The sequence below is a fragment of the Methylocaldum sp. 14B genome (assembly GCF_002005105.1).
Classification (GTDB): domain Bacteria; phylum Pseudomonadota; class Gammaproteobacteria; order Methylococcales; family Methylococcaceae; genus Methylocaldum.
On the sequence record NZ_MSCV01000010.1, the window covers coordinates 125,361 to 149,920 of the forward strand.

Annotated in this window: 21 protein-coding genes and 1 pseudogene; 7 read left to right on the forward strand and 15 right to left on the reverse strand. The window is 59.2% G+C overall.

Going from position 1 to position 24,560, the window contains the following annotated elements; translation table 11 throughout:
* Positions 1-5: 5 nt before the first annotated feature.
* Both B2A78_RS09560 and B2A78_RS26585 read left to right on the forward strand, forming a co-directional pair.
* Positions 6-983 (forward strand): hypothetical protein, encoded by a 978-nt coding sequence (locus tag B2A78_RS09560; RefSeq protein WP_143735124.1) that lies wholly within the window; start codon positions 6-8, stop codon positions 981-983.
* A 483-nt stretch (positions 984-1,466) separates the two neighbouring features.
* Complete coding sequence (locus B2A78_RS26585) at positions 1,467-1,718, forward strand: hypothetical protein (RefSeq protein WP_240502465.1); 252 nt, start codon at positions 1,467-1,469, stop codon at positions 1,716-1,718.
* Positions 1,719-1,857: 139 nt separating this feature from the next.
* On the opposite strand, the gene B2A78_RS09570 is transcribed toward B2A78_RS26585, so the two are convergent.
* The 3 genes from B2A78_RS09570 to B2A78_RS09580 form a co-directional block, all read right to left on the reverse strand.
* Complete coding sequence (locus B2A78_RS09570) at positions 1,858-2,337, reverse strand: N-acetyltransferase (protein ID WP_077729807.1); 480 nt, start codon at positions 2,335-2,337, stop codon at positions 1,858-1,860.
* Between the two features lie 132 nt (positions 2,338-2,469).
* Positions 2,470-2,904, reverse strand: coding sequence for an SRPBCC family protein (locus tag B2A78_RS09575; protein WP_077729765.1), 435 nt, complete (start codon positions 2,902-2,904; stop codon positions 2,470-2,472).
* 372 nt (positions 2,905-3,276) lie between these two features.
* Complete coding sequence (locus B2A78_RS09580; RefSeq protein ID WP_205780721.1) at positions 3,277-3,651, reverse strand: DJ-1/PfpI family protein; 375 nt, start codon at positions 3,649-3,651, stop codon at positions 3,277-3,279.
* A gap of 124 nt (positions 3,652-3,775) precedes the next feature.
* Here B2A78_RS09580 and B2A78_RS09585 point away from each other — a divergent pair, with 124 nt between their 5' ends.
* A complete protein-coding gene (locus B2A78_RS09585) occupies positions 3,776-5,476 on the forward strand; it encodes an IS1634 family transposase (RefSeq protein WP_077729767.1) in 1,701 nt (566 codons plus the stop codon).
* Here the strand turns inward: B2A78_RS09585 and B2A78_RS25625 are convergent.
* The 6 genes from B2A78_RS25625 to B2A78_RS09610 form a co-directional block, all read right to left on the reverse strand.
* A complete protein-coding gene (locus B2A78_RS25625) occupies positions 5,421-5,843 on the reverse strand; it encodes a DJ-1/PfpI family protein (RefSeq protein ID WP_143735126.1) in 423 nt (140 codons plus the stop codon). The two genes, B2A78_RS09585 and B2A78_RS25625, sit on opposite strands and share 56 nt — an antisense overlap.
* 61 nt (positions 5,844-5,904) lie before the next feature.
* A complete protein-coding gene (locus tag B2A78_RS25630; protein WP_143735127.1) occupies positions 5,905-6,333 on the reverse strand; it encodes a hypothetical protein in 429 nt (142 codons plus the stop codon).
* A 396-nt stretch (positions 6,334-6,729) separates the two neighbouring features.
* On the reverse strand, positions 6,730-7,050 hold the full coding sequence (locus B2A78_RS25635; protein ID WP_143735128.1) for a hypothetical protein: 321 nt from the start codon (positions 7,048-7,050) through the stop codon (positions 6,730-6,732).
* A gap of 807 nt (positions 7,051-7,857) precedes the next feature.
* Positions 7,858-8,286: a cupin domain-containing protein gene (locus B2A78_RS09595; RefSeq protein ID WP_077729769.1), complete on the reverse strand. Its 429-nt coding sequence runs from the start codon at positions 8,284-8,286 to the stop codon at positions 7,858-7,860.
* Positions 8,287-8,475: 189 nt separating this feature from the next.
* Positions 8,476-9,816 carry an IS110 family transposase gene (locus tag B2A78_RS09600; RefSeq protein ID WP_077729770.1) on the reverse strand — a complete coding sequence of 447 codons (1,341 nt, stop codon included), beginning with the start codon at positions 9,814-9,816 and terminating at the stop codon, positions 8,476-8,478.
* 668 nt (positions 9,817-10,484) lie between these two features.
* A complete protein-coding gene (locus B2A78_RS09610) occupies positions 10,485-11,492 on the reverse strand; it encodes an NAD(P)-dependent alcohol dehydrogenase (RefSeq protein ID WP_077729772.1) in 1,008 nt (335 codons plus the stop codon).
* A 133-nt stretch (positions 11,493-11,625) separates the two neighbouring features.
* On the opposite strand from B2A78_RS09610, the gene B2A78_RS09615 reads away from it, so the two are divergent.
* A complete protein-coding gene (locus tag B2A78_RS09615; protein WP_143735137.1) occupies positions 11,626-12,633 on the forward strand; it encodes a transposase in 1,008 nt (335 codons plus the stop codon).
* Positions 12,634-12,656: 23 nt separating this feature from the next.
* On the opposite strand, the gene B2A78_RS09620 is transcribed toward B2A78_RS09615, so the two are convergent.
* The 4 genes from B2A78_RS09620 to B2A78_RS09635 all read right to left on the reverse strand — a co-directional run bounded on the left by B2A78_RS09620 (position 12,657) and on the right by B2A78_RS09635 (position 16,930).
* A complete protein-coding gene (locus tag B2A78_RS09620; protein ID WP_077729774.1) occupies positions 12,657-13,268 on the reverse strand; it encodes an SGNH/GDSL hydrolase family protein in 612 nt (203 codons plus the stop codon).
* A gap of 19 nt (positions 13,269-13,287) precedes the next feature.
* Positions 13,288-14,562, reverse strand: coding sequence for a beta-ketoacyl-ACP synthase II (gene fabF, locus B2A78_RS09625; protein ID WP_077729775.1), 1,275 nt, complete (start codon positions 14,560-14,562; stop codon positions 13,288-13,290).
* Positions 14,559-15,086: a helix-turn-helix domain-containing protein gene (locus B2A78_RS09630; RefSeq protein ID WP_077729776.1), complete on the reverse strand. Its 528-nt coding sequence runs from the start codon at positions 15,084-15,086 to the stop codon at positions 14,559-14,561. The genes fabF and B2A78_RS09630 overlap by 4 nt, the downstream gene beginning before the upstream one ends.
* Positions 15,087-15,271: 185 nt before the next feature.
* A complete protein-coding gene (locus B2A78_RS09635) occupies positions 15,272-16,930 on the reverse strand; it encodes an IS1182 family transposase (protein WP_077729777.1) in 1,659 nt (552 codons plus the stop codon).
* 289 nt (positions 16,931-17,219) lie between these two features.
* On the opposite strand from B2A78_RS09635, the gene B2A78_RS09640 reads away from it, so the two are divergent.
* A complete protein-coding gene (locus B2A78_RS09640) occupies positions 17,220-18,047 on the forward strand; it encodes a methyltransferase domain-containing protein (RefSeq protein WP_077729778.1) in 828 nt (275 codons plus the stop codon).
* A 481-nt stretch (positions 18,048-18,528) separates the two neighbouring features.
* On the opposite strand, the gene B2A78_RS09645 is transcribed toward B2A78_RS09640, so the two are convergent.
* Positions 18,529-21,549, reverse strand: coding sequence for a DEAD/DEAH box helicase (locus B2A78_RS09645; protein ID WP_077729779.1), 3,021 nt, complete (start codon positions 21,547-21,549; stop codon positions 18,529-18,531).
* Positions 21,550-22,030: 481 nt separating this feature from the next.
* Positions 22,031-22,672 (reverse strand): DUF1845 domain-containing protein, encoded by a 642-nt coding sequence (locus B2A78_RS09650; RefSeq protein WP_077729808.1) that lies wholly within the window; start codon positions 22,670-22,672, stop codon positions 22,031-22,033.
* A 398-nt stretch (positions 22,673-23,070) separates the two neighbouring features.
* On the opposite strand from B2A78_RS09650, the gene ssb reads away from it, so the two are divergent.
* Positions 23,071-23,568: a single-stranded DNA-binding protein gene (gene ssb, locus B2A78_RS09655; protein WP_205780722.1), complete on the forward strand. Its 498-nt coding sequence runs from the start codon at positions 23,071-23,073 to the stop codon at positions 23,566-23,568.
* A gap of 124 nt (positions 23,569-23,692) precedes the next feature.
* A pseudogene (gene bet / locus B2A78_RS09660) lies at positions 23,693-24,451 on the forward strand (phage recombination protein Bet); the annotation flags it as partial.
* Positions 24,452-24,560: the final 109 nt, after the last annotated feature.

Sequence of the window (24,560 nt, forward strand, 5' to 3'; positions counted from 1 at the left end):
TTTTCATGCGTAAGAGAATGGTGCCGATCGCAGTTCTGGCAATCAATCTGGTGGGTTGTGCATCGGTGAGCTCATCGATCGGCAAGGCTCTACACGGATATCGGGACCTGGACATCCCTGAGGCTCAGCGGCGGGAGCTATCGCGACAGGATGCCAGAAACGTGTCCTGGCTCATCCGGGAAATCATTCCGGCCAAAGTCCGCGTGGACATGGAGAAGGCCACGGGCGGCCGTGTCGATCAGGCCGAATCCGCCACACACGGTGCCGCACTGGCGGCGGGCACGATTGCGGCGGCCGCGACAGGGGCACCGCTTTCCACAACAGGAGGAACCGCCTTCGGCGCCGCGGGTCTAGGCATATCTGTTTTGGGGGCATCGAGTACCGGGAACTGGTATCACCAGTTGGGACGCCTATACCTGGGTGACGAGACCAGTTCGGCCTTTGACGCCAGGCTGCTGGCCAGGAAAGACATGTTGGTGCGATTCCAGAAAGGGCTTCTGGAAGCCGGCTTGAGCGCCGAGTGTCGGACGAACTGCCAGGGACCCGATGGTGAGTTGCCCTGGCGGGTCTATGAGTTGTCAGGGGCCCCGGAGCCCTTGTGGGCGATTATCCGATTCGGTGACATGGAAAGCGCGCCAATCGACCCGTTACGGGACCAAATACTCGGCTTCAAACCGCGATGGCAAAGCGCGGAAATCGGCCGCAACGCGGGCGTCAGCGCGCACGCCATCGTGATTACCCGAGAAGAGCCCAAGGGCGATGTTTTCAGTTACAGGGACCGCGCAGCTTACGCCTTTGACAACCCAAAGGCGCAGAAGCTTCTGAGGGCCATGAGCCAGGACGGGCACTGGGTGTTTGCATTGAGGGATGGCCCGGCGCAACACCTCGTCGCCTGGTCTGGAAGGCTTTTCAAGCATGCCTACAGCAAGCCTTTGTTGTTTGGCGACAAAGCCAACCTGATCGACTACGAAATCCTGGAGTAATCCTTGTCCACGCATCGGCAATGGAGAGAACCACTAGGGCGAAGATCAGTCCCAGGGCCGCCCATTCGGCGATATCGGCCGACTCATCCTCCTCGTCGTCGGTTCCCAGGATCATGTCAACCAGGAAGAAGCTATTTTTCTCCTTCGCACAGCACTGCATGACGGGTTCGCCTGAAATCGACCAGTGAGGCCGTTTCCAGGCGTTAGACGGCGTCATCTGAGCAGACTCCCTACAGTCCGCGCCTACCCAGCTCTCGGACCGACGTCAGGAACGCCGCACGAACTTCTGGCGAGGCGTCTTTGGCACAATAGAGCGCTTTACGACGTACAGGGCAAAACCCGCAGTGGCGCAGCACTGCACGAGAGATCCATCGCCAGAACAGATCGCCGCGAAAGAGCCAACCGGCGCATTCTGCGTGTACAGGACCCGGGCCGATCGACCGGTAGACCGGTAAGCAGCGGCTCTACGTAAGGGAACCGCGCGTGGTATCGCATTGCAAACTCGGGAAGAAACATCCGATCGACGTAGCCCTTGAGCAGCGCCGGCGCGCTCCACCACCAATTTGGCGAGACCACGACAAGATGTTCGCACCATTGGGTGAGGTCCTGCTGCTGCGCAATGTCGGGCTCCAGAGGTTTCCGGCCGTGGAAGCCGCCGCGCAAGACGAGATCGAACTGAAGAGTTCGCAGCGCAACGCTGCAGATCTCGTGCCCCCCTTCGCGTGCACCGTCTAGGTAGGTATGCTGCAGCAACAGCATCACAGAGACTGCCTTCGTCCGGATGAGCGTTGAGAAGAAAAATGCGCACGCCGCCCGCCGTTGGATTGGCGCCGTCTAAACCTTAGAGGTAAGCCAGCCCTGCTTGACCCCCAAGTCATAGAGCTACCTTTAACTTACGGCCACCGGTAATAGAGAAACCTTCCCGCTCATAAAATGCCAACGTTTTGTCAAACTGTGGAAGCGGTGGCGTTGTGACTTCCAAGCGCTTCCATCCCCGCGATATACCGAAAGACTTGGCTTGGGATAGGAGACGGAGCCCTATGTTTTTTGAGCGGTATTCCGGTCGAACATAAAGCTCTGGTATGGTTCCAAAGGAACCTTCAGCGTAAAGAGCGTGGCTTTCGTACAACGCCACGAACCCAATCGCACTTCCACGATCGTCGCGAGCGACAAACACGAAGTATTTTTCGCGGTTGAGAAAGTCTTTGAGCCTGGCCGTAGTTTCGGCAAGGTGGAAATTGAACGCTCGAATACCAATGGCGTTCATGATTTCGCCCAGCAACTCGCCAACCATTACAGCGACTTCATGCGAATCGTCTGCGGTTACTCTTTGGATGGTTATGTTCGCGGTCATCTCAGGTGGCCTAACGGCAGCGCTCACCCGCCGCGAGCGCGAGAGTGGCTGGTCTTCGCCGAGTAGTGACGCGCGAAGCGGTTGGGTACAGCGCCTTGTTGGGCCGCGTTTCCTTCGCGTGATCAGCCACAGCTAGGCCTGTTCCGCTTTGGCTTTGAGAAGCCGCAAGGAGGCTTCCAGAGATTTGTCGAGGAAGGCGGGATCGAAGAGCTTCAAGAGACGGGCTAGCCAGCCGGATAAAGACTCTTCCGTAACCACCCGAGTGGAATTGTCCTGCGATTCAAACTTCCAGATGTGAATAGCCTTCATGCCCAAGGCGACGCCCGTCCAGCCAATACCCCTTTGAGGCTCGACTTCTTGAAGTGTCGAGGTGATCTTGAGCCCTTGTGCCTTCCAGCGGAAGAGGGTGCCTGGCGCCAATGTGCCTTCCAGGCTGATCGACGAGATATCTGGCTGCCACTCCGGCCACCGCTCGATATCCGTGTGGATGTTCCAGACTACATCAACGGGTGCGGCGACAACAATCTCCTTCCGTGCGGTCAGGGGGGCGTGTCGGTCAATGATCATGAAAGTGCAATTGGCTAGAGTAGGTTTCAAAGTGGGCTGCACCGGGAACGTACTCACACTCTGCCGAACCGCTCAGCTGCCGGGCCGGCTGAGGGACCTTGGCCCAGGAAATTGCTCGTGCCTGCCCGGTTGGCTGCAGCGTCAGACTGTGTCAAAACCCCATTTTTGGAGCACACAGGCTTTGCAAGGTATTGATTTTATTAGACCGCATTTTCGAAAAAATCGACTTTTGACACAGTCTGGCGTTCCGTTAGGCCGTCGCCGGTGCACGTGCTACGATCGCGAACACGCGATGGGGAATTTCAAGATTCTCGCCCGGATACCGCATCGCAAGCTCATCGTTTCGCTACCAGCGTGTACAGGCCAATCGGTTTAGCGCGCCTGATTAACAAGCAGTCCTTCACTGAACTTCATGCCGTCTCGGATGCTTGATTCAATCAAACGATCATACAGATCGCTTTGTCCGGCCGGAAGTATTTCTTTTAGGGCTTCTTTACGTTTTTCCGTGCCAAATAAGATTTCAACTACCCAACCGACTAAATATACAGCAGAAAGGCAGCCCCCTGCTGTGGCAACATTCCCATTGCAGACTAAGGCTTTGTCAAGTGTCTCAACTCCCAAAGCTTGTAATTCTTTTTTCGCATCTGGATGAGTCGTGGCAGGCCCTGCATTTAAAAGACCCAATTTGGCAAGAATAAAAGAACCGGCGCAACCGGAGTTCGACAGTTCGGCGGCTAAAAATGCCATTTTCGGCAACCGACCCCAGTAACGGCGCGGGTTCCAGGGCCGACCCAAAAAATTCATGTGGTGGCACGCAAGATAGGTAATAACCTTTTATTGACGTGAACTCCGGCAGTGGTATCGTGGCGGCATGCATGTGAAGATCACTACCTCTGGAAGCCGCCGCTATGTCCAGCTTGTTGAGTCCTACCGGGACGACGCCGGACGAGTGAAGAAGCGCACCGTGGCAACCCTTGGCCGGCTTGATCAGCTCGATGGCAGCCTCGATTCGATCATCAACGGGTTGCTCAAGGTGTCGGGACGCGAGCCGATGGCTGCGCCGCCCTCGGCGCCCACGGTGAGTTTCGAGTCGGCCCGTGCGCTCGGCGATGTCTGGACGCTGACCGAACTCTGGAAATCGCTCGGTTTTACCGAACTCAAGCGGGTGTTCCGCCGCACGCGGCATACGATCGACGTGGAAGCGCTGATCCGGGTGATGGTGTTCAATCGGTTGTGCGATCCGGATTCCAAACTCGGCGTGCTGCGCTGGCTAGAGACGGTGGCCTTGCCCGAGGTTGAGGTTAAAACGATCACCCATCAGCACCTGCTGCGCAGTATGGATGCCCTGCTGGATCAGCAAAAGGCCGTCGATAACGTGGTCGCCCGCTTGCTGCGGCCGATGCTCGACCAGGATTTGTCGGTGGTGTTCTACGATCTGACCACGATCCGCGCCGAAGGGCTGAGCACGCTGGAAAGCGATGTGCGCGCCTTCGGCATGGCTAAGGAAGGCTTGGTTGCCCGGCAGTTCATGCTGGGTGTGGTGCAGACGGCCGATGGGCTGCCGATTTATCATGAGGTGTTCGACGGCAACACAGCGGAAACGAAAACGCTGTTGCCCACCCTCAAGACCGTGCTGGAGCGGTTCCCTTCGGTGAGGCGCCTGGTGCTGGTGGCTGATCGGGGCTTGCTCAGCTTGGACAACCTCGATGCGCTGAACGAAGTCCGCCGTGCCAGTGATCGTGCGCTCGAATTTATCCTGGCGGTGCCGGGGCGTCGCTACTATGAATTCGCCGACCTGTTCGACGACTTCCACCAAAACCAGTGCCAGGCGGCAACCTCTGAGATGATCAGCGAAACAACCTGGCATGAGCTTCGATTGGTGATCGCCCACGATCCGGAGCGCGCGGCCCTACAAACGAAGCGCCGCGACGACCAGATCGATGCGCTGATCAAGCAAGGCGCCCAATGGGCCGGCAAGCTCGACGAGCAGGACGAAGGCGTCAAGCACCGGGGGCGCAAGCTCTCGGACAGTGGCGCCAAGGCGCGCTTCTTCCATGAAGTCAGCGAGGCGCATCTGTCGAAAATCATCAAGATTGATCTGAAGTCCAACCTCTTCCGCTACGACATTGACGAGCGCGCCCGCTACCTGGCGAACCTGATGGACGGCAAGCTGCTACTCGTGACCAATACGCAGGATCTAACCGCCCAAGAGGTCGTCATCCGTTACAAGTCGCTCGCGGATATCGAACGCGGCTTCAAGGTGCTCAAGTCCGAACTGGAGATCGGTCCGGTCTATCACCGCTTGCCCGAGCGCATCCGTGCCCATGCCGCGATCTGCTTTATGGCGCTGATCCTGTACCGAGTCATGCGCCAGCGCCTGAAAGCCGCCAACGCAGGCCTATCGCCCGAACGGGCACTCGAATACCTTCGCCGAATTCAGCATCACCAGATTCGGCTCAACGCTTCTGAACCCGTCACCGGCGTCTCGACCCTCAGTGCCGAGCAAACCGGGGTGCTCAATGCCCTGGCTGTGAGAAAACCGACCGCCCCACAGCAACTCGCGCTGTTGTAGTGGCATTTTTAAAATTCCGCATTTTTGAAATCAGACACTTGCGCGAATAACTGTCGAACTCAAGGGCGCAAATTGAACCGATTATCTGCCTTTCCGGATTTAGAGAAAAAGCTTTCATAAATGTCTCATCTTTTATGGCAGCTTTCACTCCTGTTCTGCCGCTTGAAAATAGCACAACATCTGCGTCATTGGCTTCGGTAATGTATCCATGGGTCTTAATAGAAAGACCGTGCGCTGACCGGTGTTCCTCTTTTGTTCCCAATATTTTAACTTGCCAATCCGTGCGGTTCCTTCCAAGAATATCCCACATCAAAAACAAATCTATATCAGTAAAGCCATCAAAAATCACTATAACTATTTTCTTCATGATGGATTCCAAGTTAATTTTGAATTTTTGGTTGCTTTTACTGTCTACTGGAGCTATTTCCTTAGGGCCATAGATCGACAATCTCGTGGTTTGTGGCTGAACCATTTGAAATATCAATTATTATTGGTCCCCTTTCGATGAAAATACGAGCAAATTCCCTGCTGCCTATCCATGTATCAGAATATTCTGACAGTAGTATCTCTGTAGCTCTCGTTGCATGAACATTGGGCAGCGGCAAATTATCGTATATATAAAGCCAATACTCAGGAAGCTCCTCATATCCTGAGTTATTTAGCTTTCCTAACTTGGTTGAGACCGCGTCGTTAATATGTTGCGCCCATTCCACTTCTGCACTTTGCCCAGACCACCCATCACCTGTAAGCTTTGAACTATTTATAATTGCTCTTAGCTCTTCTGTGGTTTTTTTGGGACTCCCCCATTTGAATAAAGACATATCAATAACAGCTTCGGGATTTTCCCTTTCGGCCATAGCGCAGCATTTGGCATAAGTCTGGTGGGATAGACTCCGTTATTTCAATTCCATATTGGTTTGTATTCATTTCAAGAACGAAATCTGGTTTATCCTTGTGCTGCACTGACAAAGGGTAATCTAGTGCATCGATATGGGCTAAAGTAGACAACAGATGGCAAATCGCCCACTTTTCAGTGTGCTCAGTTTTCCTTCCTTCAGTTCTTCCCGGTACATCAATAGAAACACCTTCTATAACTGCCAGTAGGCCATCCTTATTCAACACTTTATTTATGTTGAGCCGGTACATTACTACTAAGCCCTAAAACGAATAAGTCCACCGGGCCACAAACAGCAGAGCGAAGCGGCGCTGTTTGTGGCTCCGGTGCAACTGATGGTTGGGCGGCATTTCTGCGTCTACCGCGATCCGAGTAGAACCGCATCTTCACTGCCCGAAAGAGTCGCGACTATTGCGGCCATGTCGATTCCGAACCGTTCGCGGTTCGCAGGCCAGAGGTCGATCATGAAGAGTTCGTCCCATATGAGCTGTAGCTCCTTCGCCGTCGGCATCGGCGGAAGAAGCGATATTTGATGCTCAATTTCGGTGTCCGAGAAGTGCGCCAGGGCTCGCATGCGCTGCCTACAACATTCAGCCCGTCGGCTCCGCTCATCAGGACGCAAAGAAACAATCAGAGATTTTGCCATTGCCTCAAAGGCGAGAAGGGCAAACGGTTCCATTTCGAATCCAACTGTCCCTGCTTCTCGAGATGCGCTCGCCACGACGTCAGTGAGCCTTGGGTCTTCGTCGCACCAGCGTCTGTAGAACTCTTTCGTTCCTCTGAGGAGATTACCTTCTGTTACTCGGCCAGCCGGGCCTACCAGCGCAACGGCAGGCGCGCGCGGCCCTCGGTAAAACGCCTTAATCCCAGCGAACCCGGTACAGGCGGCCACTAGGACTACCAAATTACATGCGGTTGTCAGGTTCAGCGCTTGCAGAGGGTCTGTTAGCTCGTCCCAGGTAAGCAGCTGAGAGCCTCCACTACCCCCATCTGGACCTCCTAGCCCGACTTCATCACCATGAGCTTCTAGATGAAGCAAAGGGACCATGTACGATTGCTGAGCACGAACCGTAGCGCGTTCAATGGCCGCAAGGACGTCAGCTTTTGTGTTGCAGCGGACATACGCGGACCAGCCGGGGCGCCGCTCCTGTAACCAATCGTGCAGAAGCTTTCCGGTCATCTGGTCCTGTGGATGTAACCACTCGACAATCCAGACGTTGGTCGTCCGGATCTTCGCCATCGCAGGAGGTCCCCGTAGTCGTCCAAGTAGATCCAACTCAGCAGGTGTCAAATCAACGTCGCTCACAACTTCATCTCACGATGCCGCACAACGCCAATGTTAGGCCAGCGATCTGGACAGGCCCCCGCCTGTCTGACCCCGGTTTCCGCCACCGCAAGCCACCGCGGCGCCGCGACGCGGCTGAGCGGAGGCACCGAGAAAGGGCTTGTATCCTCCTTATGCTCAGGAGGCTTTTAGCGCCTTATCTCATGGGCGGACGGTGATCGGTTTCCCCTCTTCCGTGGCGTAAACGCTCAGAAACTTCACGGGTGCCGTGCTGCGGTTGGCGACGTCCTCCCACGTATTCGCGGCATGCACGAACGCCTCGCCTGCCTTGTAGGTCCGATCACGGCCACCCCGTAGGTCCAGGTCAACGAGCTCCCCTTCGAGGACGTAGTTGACGTGAAAGGCAGGGTGCATGTGCCGTCCCGTAGTCGTTCCCGGAGCCATCTCCAGGAGATGAACGACGAACTGGTTCCGGACGCTGGGGAACTGAATTGGTTCCCCCGTATTCGCTGCGGTGGCCTCGAGGACCGTGGTGGACTTGACGCCCTGCTGGGCGTTCAGGAGCTGGTTCCCGACCACCCCCATCACAATTCCGACAGCCAAGGCCAAAATGAGAACCCTTCGCTTCATGAGTGCCTCCTTTCCGATCCGACGGAGAACAAGAAATAGTTTTTGAGCATCCGCAAATACAACGCCCGTAGTTGCATGGCCCTATTGTGGCTGAGTGACCTCATAAGACCCCACCTCCTCTCCATCCGCTAGCTGGGAGCCTCTCTCTCAAGAAACACGAACCCAAGGCATTGAAATTACAAGATGCATTTAAGCTGCCTCCGGTAGCGGGGTAAGCTCGAAACCCAGAGCTTGGGCGCGTTTTTTAAGGTTCTGTAAGGTGCGGTCGCGGAATTGTCTTTCATATTGGGCGGCACCCACATCGACATAATCGGTTCCCTTCGTCAGCAGCGTGTATATAAGCCGGGCGAGTTTGTGAGCCGTGGCGGTAATGGCTTTGGGCCGATCCATGCGTGCACAGAGACGGCGATGGTAGGCGCCGAGGGCGGAGTCGCTTTTCCGCAAGGATTGCGCAGCGATGCGCAGGGCTTGAGCGGCGCGGTTCGCACTGCGTTTGGTGGCTCCGGAGAGGACCTTGCCGCCACTGATCTTGGTGCCGGGACAGAGCCCGAGCCAGGAGGTGAAGTGTTTGACCGTCGGAAAGGCCGACAAGTCGCTCCCAACTTCGCTGATGATCTTCATCGCGGTACTGGTGTCGATGCCATCGATGCGCGTCAGATCGACCCCTGCCAGACCGTAAAGCGCTTCACGTACCGCAAAGCCTGGTGCGTTCTTAGGTCTGGACTTGCGTGCCTTGGGATTCGCCAAGCCCGCCGCCGGTAACTCATGTGTCCTCAGATTTTCCAGCAGGGATTGCAGTTGCTGGTCACAATCGGCGATTTTCTGAGCATAGACATCGTACAGTTCCATCGCTTGGCGCAGGGCGAAAAGATGTTCTTCCCGCCAGTTTCCCAGGAGAACCTTGGCGATTGCTTCGCCATCGGCCTGAATTCGCCGGTCGCGCAAAGCCGCCAGCGCACGGGGATCACGCTCACCAGCAAGGATGGCACGCACGATCCGTTGGCCCGTCACGCCGACGATATCGGCGATGACATGGTGCAATTGCACGTTCATCTGATTGAGCGCCTTCTGGAGATGCTGCACGTGGCTGCCCTGATAAGCGATCAGCATGTCACGATGCCGCCACAACGCCCGCAACGTGCAGATCTCGTCCTCGGGCCGGAACGCGCCGCGCAGCAGACCAAAACTCATCAACCGCTGCAGCCACTGGCAATCCAAGACATCGCTCTTGCGTCCCGGCACATTCCGGACATGCCGCGCATTGACGAGAAATACCGTAAATCCTTGCTCGGCCAGCAATTCGTAAAGCGGTATCCAATAAACACCGGTGGATTCCATCGCGACCTCCGTGATGCCGCAAGTTTTCAGCCACGCCGCCAGTTCGCGCAGACCCACGGTATGCCCTTCGAATTCACGCACGGGTTGCGGATCGCGGTCCACCGGTACAGCAACGAAATGACGGGTCGAGCCAATATCAATGCCGGCCGCATGGGGGTAATGAATCTCGACTTCCTGCTTGCGCTTGGCCATCTCGTCACGCCTCATCATCGGTTGAAAGGGACGAGCACCGAGCGGGATGCGTCTTGAATTACTCATTCTCTCAAACGGGATGAAGCCCTTGCAGCCTTCTCACCAATGACACCGACAAATCCCAGCCACGCTAACGTACGGGCTCGAAGCACCATTGCTCTACCGGCCATGTCCGGCGCTCACCATGACCTTAAACCAGAACTCCTGTTTCTTCACTCCACCGGCCGGGCCGCCTTTCGCCCGGCTGGGTCGCTAATGATTGTATGGTTTCAGTCTATTTAACACCGTCCACCAGCCTTGACGACGAAAATGTGAGCTTGCTGGCCTTCGCTAACCGTTTGTCATCCCGAAACAACAAAATAGGCCGTTCCGGATATCCTGACACGCTGTCAATCCCCCATAATCTGGCAACCCAGGACAATCGGGCGGAAACCATCGCGCTTCCGGATTCTTGCGCCTTTCCCACCGCGTTCGGCGGTTGGCGTTGCAGCGGAGGAGAAGTGATCCTTGAAGCATCCGGCCCTGGCTGACACCGGCGTCAGGCATAAGGGCACCGGCCGTGGATTCTTCCGCCGAACTTGCCTACAAGGACGGTTTTCTCGTCCTCTGCTGAGGGCCGTCTGTGGACGGGATAGTAGCCTCTCTTTCCGATTCCGCATTCCGCAGCATCAGGCGATGGCGATGACGATCTTGCCGACGTGCGAGGCGCCTTCGAGATGGCGGTAGGCCTCCTTCGCCGCCTCAAAAGGGAAGACCTTGTCGATGACCGGGCGGATCCGGTGGAACGCGATCAACCGGTTCATCGCCTCGAACATCTCGCGCGAGCCGACATAGACGCCGCGCACCGTGGCGCTCTTGAAGAGAATCGGCGTCGGGTCGATCTGCCCGCCGGTGAGTACGCCGATGAGGTGGACGGCACCGCCCAGCCGGACGGCGGCAATGGAGCGCTGCAAGGTACCGGCCCCACCGACCTCCACCACATGATCGACACCGCGGCCTTCGGTCAGTTTGAGGACCTCGCTTTCCCAATCGGGGTGGGTTCGGTAATTGATCAGGTCGGACGCGCCGAACATCCGTGCCTTTTCGAGCTTTTCATCGCCTGAGGACGTGACGATCACGCGCGCTCCGGCGGCATGAGCGAACTGCACGGCAAAGGACGACACACCGCCGGTGCCGAGGGTCAGCACAGTCTCGCCCGCCCGCAGAGGACGCTGGGTGAACAACGCGTTCCAGGCGGTCAACGCCGCACACGGCAAGGTGGCGCCCTCCTCGAACGAGAGATGTTCCGGGAGATGAACGAGGCCGTTTTCGTCGAATAGCTTGTACTCGGTCAGTACCCCGTCGACTGGACCGCCCAGCGCACGGGCGTGGTCCGACGGCACCAACTCGCCGCCCAGCCAGGTCTGAAAGAAGAGCCCGGCTACCCGATCCCCCACCTTGCAGCGGGTCACTTCGGTTCCTACTTCGACGACTTCGCCGGCACCGTCCGAGAGCGGAATCAGATTGGGGGCGATCCTGCCGCGGTAACGGCCGCTCATGATGAGATGATCGCGGTAATTGAGCGAGGCGGCGCACAATCGCACGACCACCTGGCGAGGGCCCGGCTTCGCCGGCGGCTCCTCCGTCATCGTCAGATCGTCCACGTCTCTCAGCTTGGGGAATCGGTAAGTACGCATCGATTGGCTCCATTGGGTGGTAAGGACTTGAATCTGCCCCGGGGTCGTTCTTTCTTTTTAGGACTTACGCAAAAGCGGTCTTAAAGGGTCGCCAACGGGGTCCAAGACCGGTAAATTCATCGGCATGAACGATATGACGCGCCTGGCTTACTGCCAATACTTGCTGGTCAGCCAGCTCAACTACACGCTGACGCACTTCGCGGACCATTGTGACGCCTTCAGTCATGATGCAATTAACCGTTACCTGCAGGGCGAACGGATCACCCCGAGGCTGATTTGGGACAACGTGAGCGGGGACCTTGTGCCAACCGCGGCGGGCTATCTGCTGTTCGACGATACGGTGCTGGACAAGCACTATTCCCATCGAATTGAGCTGGTCCGCCGGCAATGGAGCGGCAACGCCCAAGCCGTGATCAAGGGCATTGGCGTGGTGACCTGTGTCTACGTCAATCCGGAGACCGATCAGTTCTGGCTCATTGATTATCGCCTCTATGATCCTGATGGCGATGGCCACTCCAAGCTGGACCATGCGCGGGAGATGCTCGCCAATGTGGTCCACCAGAAACGGCTCCCGTTTTACGCCGTGCTGATGGACACCTGGTATGCCACGAAGGACCTGATGCGGTACATCGAATCCCTGCAGAAAGTGTACTACTGTCCGCTCAAGGCCAATCGCCAGGTGGACGACTCCGGCGGTGATCGACCTTACCAACGAGTGGACTCGCTGGCTTGGAATGCCGTCGAGTTGGCGCACGGCAAGACCATCAAGCTCAAGGGCTTTCCCAAAGACCACAAGGTGCGCCTGTTCCGGGTCGAGGTGTCCACCCACCGCACGGATTGGGTCGTGACCAACGACCCCACTCAGGACTCCACGGAGGCGACACAACAGGCGTGTGGCTTCCGCTGGAAGATTGAGCAGCTGCACCGCGAAAGCAAACAACTGACGGGACTGGAACGCTGCCAATGCCGCAAGGCGCGCATCCAACGCAATCACATCGGCTGTGCCTTGTTGGTGTGGGTCCACCTCAAACACCTGGCGGCCCAAACCGGCCGCACGGTCTATCAACTCAAACATGGCCTGCTGGACGATTACCTCGTTCAGCAACTTAAAAAACCATCACTCAAAATGGTTCTTGCGTAAGTCCTGCTTTTCTCTCTCCATTGCTAGATGGACACTCCGGCCTGGCATTCCAGGCGCTGAATCATCCTGGACGTGATTTCCAGGTAGCCGCGGGCATTGGGGTGAATCCCGTCGGCGCTCCACAAGGCCGGGTCGAAGAGCGTCGAGAGCGGCATCAAGTCCAGGCAGATCGCCCCGAAGTCCGAAGCCAGGCGCTGAATGATCGCGTTCCCCTTCAGGATGTGTCGGTGCAGGCGTACCCCGATGGAGCCTGGCAAGGTGGCCAGCAGGGGGAAGTTCGGCAAGGTGGCGGTCACGAGCGTGGCATCGAGGCGCACCAACGCCTCGAACATCCGACGAAGGTCCGCTTCGAAGCGTTCGGGGTCCCACGCTCGGCCGAGAATGTCATTGGCTCCGGCGACGACGCTGACCAGGTCCGGCGCCAGCGACAGTGCGAGTTCCAGTTGCCCAGCGCGGATCTCGGCCGAGGTCAGGCCGGGCTGGGCCAGATTGGTGTAGCGGAGGCCTGGTCGGGAACGCCGGAGAGCGGCGGCCAAGCGATCCGCGGTGCCCAAAGGCTCGATGCCTTCGACCGCATCCCCGAGCCCTGCGGTGAAGCTGTCGCCGATCGCCACGTAATGCTTCCAGGGATGCATGCGCCTTTCCTCATTTCTCTCAGTCCGGCCAGCGCCGGAACACGAGGCTGGCGTTCACCCCGCCGAAGCCGAAGCCGTTGGACAGGGCATGCTCGATGGCCATGGGTCGGGCCGTCCCGCCCACGAGGTCCACGCCTTCGGCAGCCGGATCGGGATGCTCCAGGTTGCGCGTCGCCGGTACGATCTGGTCGCGCAGGGCCAGCACGGTGAAAATGGCCTCGATGCCACCGGCCGCGCCCAAGAGGTGTCCGGTGGCCGATTTGGTTGAGGTCACCGCGATGCGCTCTTCGCAGCCGAACAGGGCTTTGATGGCTTCGAGTTCTCCCCGGTCTCCCACCGGGGTGGCGGTGGCATGCGCGTTCAGATGCTGCACGTCCGCCGGAGCGAGGCGGGCCTCCCGCAAGGCCGCCTGCATGGCGCGCCGAGCCCCGTCGCCGTCGTCCGGACCGGCGGTCAGGTGATAGGCGTCCGCGCTCGTGCCATAGCCGACCAGTTCCGCGATCGGCCTGTCCCCCCGGGCCAGAGCATGCTCCAGCGCCTCGATCACCAAGAGGCCGGCGCCTTCCCCCATCACGAAGCCGTCGCGCGCGCTATCGAATGGCCGGGAGGCCTGTTCCGGCCGGTCATTGAACCCCGATGACAAGGCTCGCGCGGCGGCAAATCCGCCCAGGCTCACACGGTCGATGCAGGCTTCCGTGCCACCGCAGAGCGCAATATCCGCTTCGCCGCAACGGATCAGCCGCGCGGCATCCCCGATGGCCTGCACGCCCGCCGCGCAGGCGGTCACCGGGGCGCCGATGGGGCCCCGGTAGCCGTAGCGGATGGAAACGTGGCCGGCGGCCATGTTGACCAGAAAGGACGGGATGGTGAAGGGCGACAGGCGCTGGACGCCGCGGCTGTCCGTCGTGCGCACGGCTTGCCCGATGGCCGGGAACCCGCCAATCCCCGAGGCAATGAGGGTGGCGGTGCGTTCGCGCGAACGGGCGTCCGCGGGAGTCCATCCTGACTGGGCGATGGCTTCTCCCGCCGCCGCCAGCGCGAACAGGATGAACCGATCCATCTTGCGCTGATCCTTGGGCGTGGCGGCGACCTCGGGATCGAAACCGGCCTCCGGATCTTTCGCCTGGGTCGGCACCACGCCGCCTACCTTCGCGGGAAGGTCGGCCACCATCTCCTCGGGCAGGGCGCGCAGCCCGGAGCGGCCGGCCAAGAGGCGCGACCAGACCGGTTCCACTCCGCAGCCCAAGGGGGACACCAGGCCCAGGCCCGTCACCACGATGCGGCGCGCGGTCATGTTTCCGCCTCCTCATCCCGGGCGGGCGCGTCGGCTTGCCGGGCATTGACCCGGGCCGCCCGTGCACGGACTTGTGCGCTTGCCGCCGGCCCCGGTTGCAGCATCACGTTCTCCGGCGTGATCGGCGCCCCGATGCGCGCGTCGACCAGAACCGGTTCCAGCACATGGCCGGAGCGGCGGTCTGCCAGTTGGACGGAGATCCCCTCGGGCGTCAGGTGCTTGTTTCCCCAGGCGAGCATCGCCGCCAGCACCGGGAAAAAGTCGCGGCCCTTGGCCGTCAGGCGATACTCGTACCTCGGCGGGCGCTGGTTGTATTGGCGGCGCTCGAGCAGGCCGTTTTGGGTCAGATGCTTCAGCCGCCGCGTCAGGATGTTGGGCGCAATCCCCAGGCTCGCCTGGAATTCGTCGAAGCGAGAGAGGCCGTGGAACGCATCGCGCAGGATCAGGATGCTCCACCATTCGCCGACACATTCCAGGGCGCGGGCGGCCGGGCATTCCATGTGTTTGAAGCTGGTTCGTTGCATAATGCAAGTAACCATACCATACCATTGATACTTGCATCATGCAAGTCAGGAGGCAATCCCCAAATTCGCGGCTGTAATTTCGATCCGCCTTGCCCATGCCATTTTCAGATATTTTTTGCGCCAGCGGTGTTACCGCTAATCGGGTAGGCCTAACACCGACACCGTTGGCGAATTCCCTGGGAACGTCAGGCGGCTTGGACGAAGGGATTCAACTGGGCGAACCGCGAAATACGGGTAAGTGCGAGGGGCGTACCGGCCCACCACTCGCCGAACCGAATCAGATTGAGGGCGGTTGCGGTGATAACCTGCTGGAGGTGGGTTTTGGCCAAGCCGATATAGCGCGACTGACGTAACCCGCAGCGCCGGATGGCTTGCTCATGGGTGCTTTCAATCCCCGCGCGTGCCGCGTACTCGGCTCGAAATTCTTCCGTCGTTTGGCGGTGTCGGGCGGCCTGTAGAACCTCATGCTGCTCCCGGGTCTGTAATCCGATAATCCGGGGTTCGACCTTGGCGTGGGTACACTGGACTCGGAATGGACAGGGTGTACAGTCCTGCCGCGCAAAACGCGCCTCCCACACGACGCCATTTTTCGGGTAAGAATTCTTGAGCCAGGAGATGCTCTGGTGACCGGCCGGACAGGTGACCACCCGCCGGTCCCAATCGACGTGGAAGTGCGACTTGTCAAAGCCGGTGCCGGCGCGGGCTTGCCAGCTGGGATCCTCCGCCACCGGTCCCGTGATCCGCACCTGATAATCCCGTTGGCTGTCGATGAGCATCTGGGCATCGGTATAGCCCTTATCGACCAGATGCTCCGTGGGGAGGCGATTCCGCTTCGCCAAGGAGGCGTGCACGACGGCCACCATGGGATCATCGGGGGTGCTGGCGGGCGTGGTCTCGACATTGACGATCAGGTGCGGTGTCTCGGGATCACAGGTCTCCGTGAGATGGACCTTGTAGCCCACCCACTCCATCGACTGCTTAGTGCTATAACGGGCACCGGGATCGTAGGGGGAGGAAATCAACTCGGCCGGCGGCGGCATTTCTTCGGGAGTACGCCAGCGTAAGCTCCCGGCCTGTTCAATGTATTGCTCCTCCCAGACCCGGCGAAGCATCTGGACGGCGGGTACCTCTCGCAGCCAGGGGTGATCCGAAGCGGCATCGAGGGCCTTTAGCAGGTGCTGCCCGTCCGCTCCGATGACCTTGGCCAAGTCCTGGCGGGCCGTCTCCGTCTTGGGGAACTGGTAGTTTTCGACCCGACGGCCATAGCGCTCATACCAGGCTTCCGGCGCCTGGGCCTGCAGCCACTCCGGAGCGACCACCGCCAGGCTGTTGAGCGCCGCCCTTAAGGTTTCGCCGACCCGTTCCAGCCGGTTCAGTTTCCGCACGGCGGCGAGCACATGGGTCGAATCGGTTCGCTGGCGGCCCCGAGCCTTGAATAATCCCAGCTCCTGCAGCTTCGTCAGCAGAATGTCGAGGAGGACCCGCTCCGCTTCGCCCTCGAGCAAACGGGCGCGGAATTCGCTCAGCACACTGTAATCGAAGCCGGGATCCGTCAGGTCCAGACCCAACAGGTATTTCCAGTCGATCCGCGCTCGGACCGCCTCGGCGGCCTGCCGGTCGGAGAGGTTTTCGACGAATTGCAGGACCGTGACCACGGCCAAGCGCCAGGGCGGCAGACCGGGCTGACCGCGTACCGGAAAAAGCGTCGCAAAGTGCTCATCCCGGTAGACCGTGCCGAGTTCATCCCGAATCGTGAGGTACAGGTTACCTTTCGGAAAGGCCGCGTGGGCGACTTGGGCGGTCGGGCCAGGGACCGATTCAAGGGCCAGGGGATGCAGGGACATAATCCAACACGTATCAGCGCACATGGAAAGCCAAATCGATCTTCGTTAGAGCGTCCCCAAGCCCCAAGATTACGAATTCGCCAACGGTGTCAACAGTCCTGTCGTGGGCCGCCATTTCGTCGCTGGACCTTGTCGGGCGAGCGTTTCGCGCGTTGCCTTGGGCCAACCATGGAAACAACCGTCCGGAGTGTCCGATACTGGGCGCCCTAACCGGAATGACAGGCCCCGGATGCGCCCAAGGGGCAAGTTCATCCGAGCCGCCCCGCTTCCCCAATCCAGAGACCCCATCATGAATGACTTGGAACAAGCCAAAGCCCGTGCCATGGCCACCTACAATGCGGCCGCCGACCATTTCGACCATCCCGCCAACACCTTCTGGGACCGTTTCGGGCGGACCACCATCGAGGCCCTGGACCTCCAGCCCGGCCAGACCGTGCTCGACGTGTGCTGCGGCACCGGGGCTTCGGCGATTCCGGCCGCGCACCAGGTGGGACCGGAGGGACGCGTCCTTGGCGTCGATCTGGCGGAGAATCTGCTCCAGCTTGCCACGACCAAGGCCACCCGTGCCGGCCTGACCAACATCGAGTTCCGTGCTGGCGACTTCCTGTCCCTGGGGCTGGCGGATCACGATTTCGACGCCGTGGTCTGTGTGTTCGGGATCTTCTTCGTGCCCGATATGCCCGGCGCGGTCCGGGAATTGTGGCGCCTGGTGCGGCCAGGCGGTCGGCTCGCCCTCACCACCTGGGGACCGAACTTCTTCGAGCCAGCTAATTCGGTGTTCTGGAATGCGATCCAGCAGGAAGCCCCTGAACTTCACAAGAGTTTCAATCCCTGGGATCGCATCAGCGACCCCGATTTGCTCCGGGTGATGTTGTGGGAAGCCGGCATTGAGGCCTGCGATATTACCGCCGAGGCGGGCGTGCATCCCATCACCTCCCCGGACGCGTGGTGGACCACGCTGCTGGGCTCCGGCTATCGGGGCACGCTGGATCAGTTGAGCATCGGTGCCCGCGCGCGGGTTCGGGAAGCCAGCCTACAATTTATTCGCGAGTCCCACATCACGGCCGTCGAAGCCAATGTCCTCTATGCCGTCGCGACCAAACCCTTGCCGGGATAAGCTGAACGCGGGGGTTGAATAGCAACCCTTTTTACATTTCGCCGCTCCAGCACTGGTCTGGCACCGACCAGAATGTCTTGAAGTTATTGGGTTTACCAGAGGCCACTTTTGACAAAAGGCACCTTCCGTAAAAAGTCAGTGACCTGACTGACCCTGACCATTTTCAATTGGAACCAGGGATTTGGCGGCCCATGACAGGACTGTTGAGTCTACCCCTGGTTGGTCATCCAGCGAAACGGCACTCTACCAACAGAAACAGAACAGCTGTAGGACCTGCAATGCCTGCTCCTTGTCACACAGCTTGTTGCGCGATCGGTGGGTGGGACGGTACCACGTCTGGGCATGTTCCATTCCGCAGGAACAATGCAAAGCGCGCAAATCACCCCCAAGCGACCGTTGCAGGGTAGACAAGCAAGCAATCGCTCAGAACAACGGGGAAGCCCCTTGACCTTCAACACTAGTCGGATGTGCCTGACAACGCCTAGCTTGGACTCGGCGGGCCGCTCTGCGGCCGGAGTCGCCCGAAGGTTGCGGCCCCGACACAGGCAAGAAGCTGTGAATCAGGCATGGCGCTGACCGCTTCAGGCGTAAACGCGCCGGCATTGGCTAACGCTAGGTACTGGCCCCGGCTCATTGGCGCGGGCAGCGCCAGGAGCGAGAGCGCTCTCGCACGAAGGCCAAACTCCAACCGCGTCAGCAGCTCATCCAAAGCAGTGAGGAAGCCCGGTTGCTCTGGGAACAGCGCCGCGATGATCTTGTGCGCAGATCGAAGATGGAACCGGGCCCCCTCCGCGATGCTCGTGATGTCGCCGTAGCTGATTGTGCCTTGGTACGGATTGGTGGTGTAGTGGCGCTCCAGCTCTTCGATGGGGACGCCCTCGATCCAGTCGTGCAATATGGCGGCGCGCTTGCATCTGCGCCAAAGCTCGAACTCGTCCGCCCCATATCGCTGCAGCAGTCGGGGAAGGTCTCGGCCATAGCGCTGGATCACGTCACTGATCCGTACGGCTTCGGACCGGCCCCTTTTCATGATGGGCGTATAGATGGCGCTCATTTCCTCAAGCACCTGGACGAGGCCAAGGACCTGCGTTACCGGTGTAGTACCGATGTCAAGACCACGCATTAGCTCGACCATACGCAGGCCAGACTCGAACGAGAGCGAGGAGCCACCCACTGCTTGGCCAAGCAGGGTCAGGTGGATGATCTCGCCACCTTCGTCTTCGGCAAGCCCTGCCTTTAGCAGTCGCGCGACGAGTTCGGTGATACGCTGTTCGACCATCGAAACCCATTGGGGATTGGCGCGCGAGGCTGCGTATCCGCCGAAAGTGTTGACGAGAAGACCTGGGATTTCGCCAGCCTTCACTGCCCGGACTTGGCTCAGGAGACGCAAGACCCAGGTCGGTAGAGCATCAACCTTGAACGACGAAATCACATCCTCGGGAACGCCTTGTACGTACTTTCGGAAGAATTGCGCGCGCTCAAACGGTGTGTCGGCGAGGATGATGGCCTTGCCGTTCTCGTTGAAGCCGAGCCGGCCAGCACGGCCTGCCATGTTCTTGTATTCGGCAATCGTGAACGGACGCCCGTCCTCGCCAAGGAACTCCTTCTCAGCAAGTATCACCGTCGAGGCAGGTGTGTTAATACCGGCCGCGAGTGTTGTGGTTGACGCGAGTATGTGAATGCCGCCATCTGCACTTCTAAACCCGCGCTCAACAGCCTCACGCTCGGCTCGCAGCAGATTCGTGTTGTGAAAGGCGGTGCCGCCCTGCAAACACGCGCGCAGGTCTTGCGATGCGGCGGTGAGGTCTTGTGTCGGCAACGCGTTCAAGGCTGCCGTTGCCGGGCCCTTTCCAAGTGCGCCCGCAAGGTAGCGCGCGCAGCCCTGGGCCTTGCCGCGAACGTTTCGGAAGACGATCAACTTTTCGCCTGCGGCTACGAGCTTTTGTGCCAGCGGAACGATAACATCCTGAGAACTCGGCTTGTCCCGGCGCTGGACGATGCTGTATGGGGGAAGCATCGCCTCAGTCTTGATCGTCCCGTCAACCTCGACGAACTGAAACGTGCCTCCGCGGTCAATGACGCCCTCAATAAGGGGAACGGGTCGTTCGCGGGAGAGTAGCACCGGCATATCGAGCCACTGATCGAGGCCGTTTAGGCGGCCGATAACTGCAGAGAGCACGACCAGCTGAGGATGGATTCCACGCTCGCGTACGCGGATCAGGAGCGCAAAGATAAGTTCGACGGTTATTCCCCGCTTAGGATCGGTGATGAACTGGCCTTCATCAACGACGACCAGACCAAGCCGATTCAGAAGGTGAGGCGCACTTAGCGCAAGATTCAAGAAGGTTTCGTAAGTGAAGAAACCCAAGTCATAGCGGCCCGCGAGCACCGCGCTGATGCTGTCTGTGGCGTCGCCTGTGCAGCGGACAACACGCAAGCCCGTCGGCCCGTATCGCTCGGTAAACTCCTCAAACTTCTCGTTGACGATGGCGCGGTATGGAAGAAGGAAGGCGGTCTTCTTTCCAGCGATGACGGACTGCACGGCGGCGAGCTCTCCGATCATGGTTTTTCCGGAGCTCGTGGGAGCAACGGTCAGCAGGGACCGGCCCGCGAGCACGCCGAAGTCATTGACGGCACGCAGCTGCAGGGCGTTAAGCCCCGATGGGAAGCGGGCGCTCCACTGGTCAATGATGGACTGAGGGAAGCCATGAGAGAGCAGTTCCTCAAACGCTCCCGTCATCTGCACCACGTCGGTCCACGGGAAAGCGGCTTGATAGTTGGCGCCGCGGGTTAGACGCGGAAAGATTAGACCGCCTTGGACAGTACCAAGAAACACTGGAGTCTGCGTTACGCCGATCCGCTCGCCTTCGACGCGGGCAAGCTGGATGATCTCGTCCGCGATGGCCGGAAAGCTCACCTGCTCAGACGTGGCGCTGGTCATTGCCTGGATGATTGCGTAGGTCAGCAAGCCGTGGCCGGTTCCTGGCTGCTCCCAGGCCACTTGCGTCGCTGTGCACGCAGCCAGGAGGATGCGTCCCTCTCCGTACACGCCATCGAGCGCAAAGACGTTGCGCGGCTGCGCCTGCACTTCCAGGACTCGCGCCGGAGCGTGCCCGCTGAAGCAGCAATCGAGAATGCAGAGAACAGCCCGCGCCTTCGTGGCCTTGAACGCCTCGGCAAAGAGGGCCATCGGTAACGTGGTGCCTGCGAGGTCTGCCCGAATGGTGTCGTATAGCGCGAGGCTTCCATCCGGTGAGCCGTGCCCCGCGAAGCTGATGATGATGATGTCGTTGTCGGCGGCGTTGGCAAGCGTGCCAAAGATCGCCTGGGATACAGCGTCCTTGGTCGCGTCCGCATCGACCAGGAGCCTGCAACTTAGCCCGGGCATGGAATCCATGAAGAGCGCGCACAGTGACGAAGCATCATGCACGGCTCCGGTGAGCTCGTCGATTGTCGGATCGAGATGCTTGTTAATGCCTACAAACACCGCTTTGGTTGCCATGAGTGCTTATCCCCTCTTCGCGGAGCACAGTTGTACGGGATATTTTAAATGTACATTTCACCAGGATGGCAGGTTCGGTCCGATCGGCTGCCAGTCTGGTTTATCCGAGGGGCGGGCGCGACAGTTGCGCGAGAGTGTAACGTTATAGATCCTCAGGCCTTGCCGGGTCCGTCAAAGCAGATTGATATTCCGTCCTAGCACTAGGGCCGCCTGTCGGCCGAGCCGCACTGACCGCTTTGGAGCGCAGCAGCTGCAAGAGACGGCTTTGGCCGAATGCGCCAGCTTCGTTGCCGTTCGCGGAGAATCGAAGGCCAAGGCCGAGTGGCGGATTTGGCCGAACAGCGGAAGTTCACTCTGCCGGCGCTGACTGTCCGGTTATTTCGCCAACGATTGATACGAACGCTCTGTTCAGCGCCAGATATGAAGAAGTACGACGAGAGCTGACGGGATATCAGGAGAGAAATTTTTCCGCCGCTAACACCTAGTCAACGATATCAGAGTTCAAATTCGAAGCTAGGTTCACCGATCCTTCCAAATCGGTGGGCGCCGACTGGATTGCTTCGGACTCTGTAGTAGCCTCCCGTACTTCTGCCTCCTTTCCTCGCTTGCCGGCAGATGTCCGGGCCCGGCGTTCGATGGCCACGATGCGACGCCCAAGTCGCAGGAGCCGTTGCTGCCATTGATAGACGCCGTCCGACCGCTGCTTATTGCTCAACACACCGCACAGCCAAAGCGCATCCAGGGAGATCATCAACTCATCCATCTTCTGCAGCAAGGCCACGAATTGCGCCACCTGCGGAGACACAATGCGGACCTCCACCTGCTCCGGGTGGGTATACCGTGGCAACGAGGTTATGCCGTTGTCCTCGCGGACTTTATCGATTCGGGCTTTTTCGTTCTGAAGATCCTTGGCGCATTCGCCGATCATCGCACCGACCACGCTCTCGACTTCATCGATCTCCTTGTTGTCACCGATGATGCGCAGAATGACGTCGATCGCATAGAGCGCGCTGACGACCCTTGGAAATTCGCGCTCGAAGACCCGCTGGGCCTGTTCGCTCTGGATCGTGATGCGCCGGTCGAACGCGGGCCGACTGTAGGCGCGGCTTCTTGCTTCTGCCATGGTATAAGCCTCGAGTTTAGTGTTAGGGTCGCCCGCGATACTATCCCAAGCCAACGGGATACGAACTCGAAAAAGATGCAGAAAAAACAGCATCTTTCAAACCTTGCAGAGCGTGGAAATATGGTAAATATGGAGTCGATTTTGATGGCCTGAGATTCTCCGGCAATCAGAACCCGAGGTGTCCGTACGGATGCCAGGGAGCGCAAGCTGGGCGCTCATAGAAAAACAGCCTTTCCCGTACTTCCCAACTGATCGGTTGGGAGAAACACCGACCCACCCTTTCCAGGGGATGCATCCATCCCCGAAAGGGGTTGATTCATGCTCCCCGGAAAACCAGCGAACCGCACACGCTGGTGACTTCAATCTGTTTTCCCGAGTGCGGCGGGGGGAGCATGAGTATGTTGAATAAAGCCCAATTGATAGGCCGCCTGGGCCGCGATCCTGAGGTTCGGTACACCCAGGACGGGACTTGTATCGCCAATCTCGCGATCGCCACTTCCGAGTCTTACAAGGACAAGAACACGGGCGAGCGCAAGGAAACCACCGAATGGCACCGGGTAGTCCTTTTCGGACGACTGGGTGAAATTGCCGGCGAATATCTCAAGAAAGGTTCGCTCGTCTACTTGGAAGGTCGACTGCGGACCCGGAAATGGCAGAACAAGGATGGGCAAGACCAGTACACGACGGAAATCGTCGGTTCCGAGATGAAAATGCTCGGTAGCCGCTCGGATTCCAAGGAGGCTGTCCAGTCCGCAAGTTCCGGCCGGAATGGCGGCGGTGGTTTTACGCCGATGCCGACGGACGAGGGTTCCGACTTCGAAGACGACGATATTCCCTTCATTTCCGCTTTTGCCGTGAAACGCAACCCATTCGGCCGTTCCACAGTGGCCATCTGAAACCGATCACGCCGTTGACCTGACTGGCCGAATGGTCAGTGGAATCAACGACCGCTCCATTAGCCCAAACCGGGGACATCACCGCCCCGTTGGGGCCATGGTGTCCCCTCACTGGAGGTGCACCATGAACAACAAGCTGATTCAGAAATTCGCCGAGCGCTTTTCCGTCGACCAGGTGAAGGTCGTGGAAATCCTCAAGGCGACCGCGTTCAAGCAGAAAGCCGGCTCCGCGCCGGTCACCGACGAACAGATGATGGCCCTGCTGATCGTCGCCGATCAGTACGGGCTGAACCCCTTCACCCGCGAAATCTACGCCTTCCCGGACAAGCAGAACGGGATCGTGCCCGTGGTCGGGGTGGATGGGTGGTCCAGGATCATCAACCAGCATCCGGACTTCGACGGCATGGAATTCCGGCCGTCGGACCACATCGTCGAAATCGCAGGCGCAAAGCCCTGTCCCGATTGGATGGAGTGTCTCATGTACCGCAAGGACCGAGCCCACGCCACGGCGATTCGCGAGTATCTCGACGAGGTCTACCGCGAACCCTTCACGGGGACCAAGGACGGGCGCAGCTACACCGTCCCCGGTCCCTGGCAGACGCATACCAAGCGATTCCTGCGGCACAAGACAATGATCCAGGCGGCGCGCCTGGTGTTCGGCTTTGTCGGTATCTACGACCAGGACGAAGCCGAGCGCATCCTCGAAGGCCAGTCCGAGGTCGTCGCGGCGGAAACGGATCTCGCGCCCTTTACGGGCGGAGAGCCGAGCCAGGAAGCCCAGCGTAAGACTCGGCAATTGATTGCGAGGGCCGAAAAGGCCGGCGCCTGGCAAGCCGCTCTGGACTATGCGACCGAGCACTTCCAGGGCACCGATCTGGCCTATGTGACCCACGAAATCACAAAAGCCAGAAACGCGCGGCAAGCCGGCGATTCCCTGCCGGCCCAGGCGGACCCTCCCGTCCTGCCTGGAAAGGGAGCTCCGGCCAAAGCCA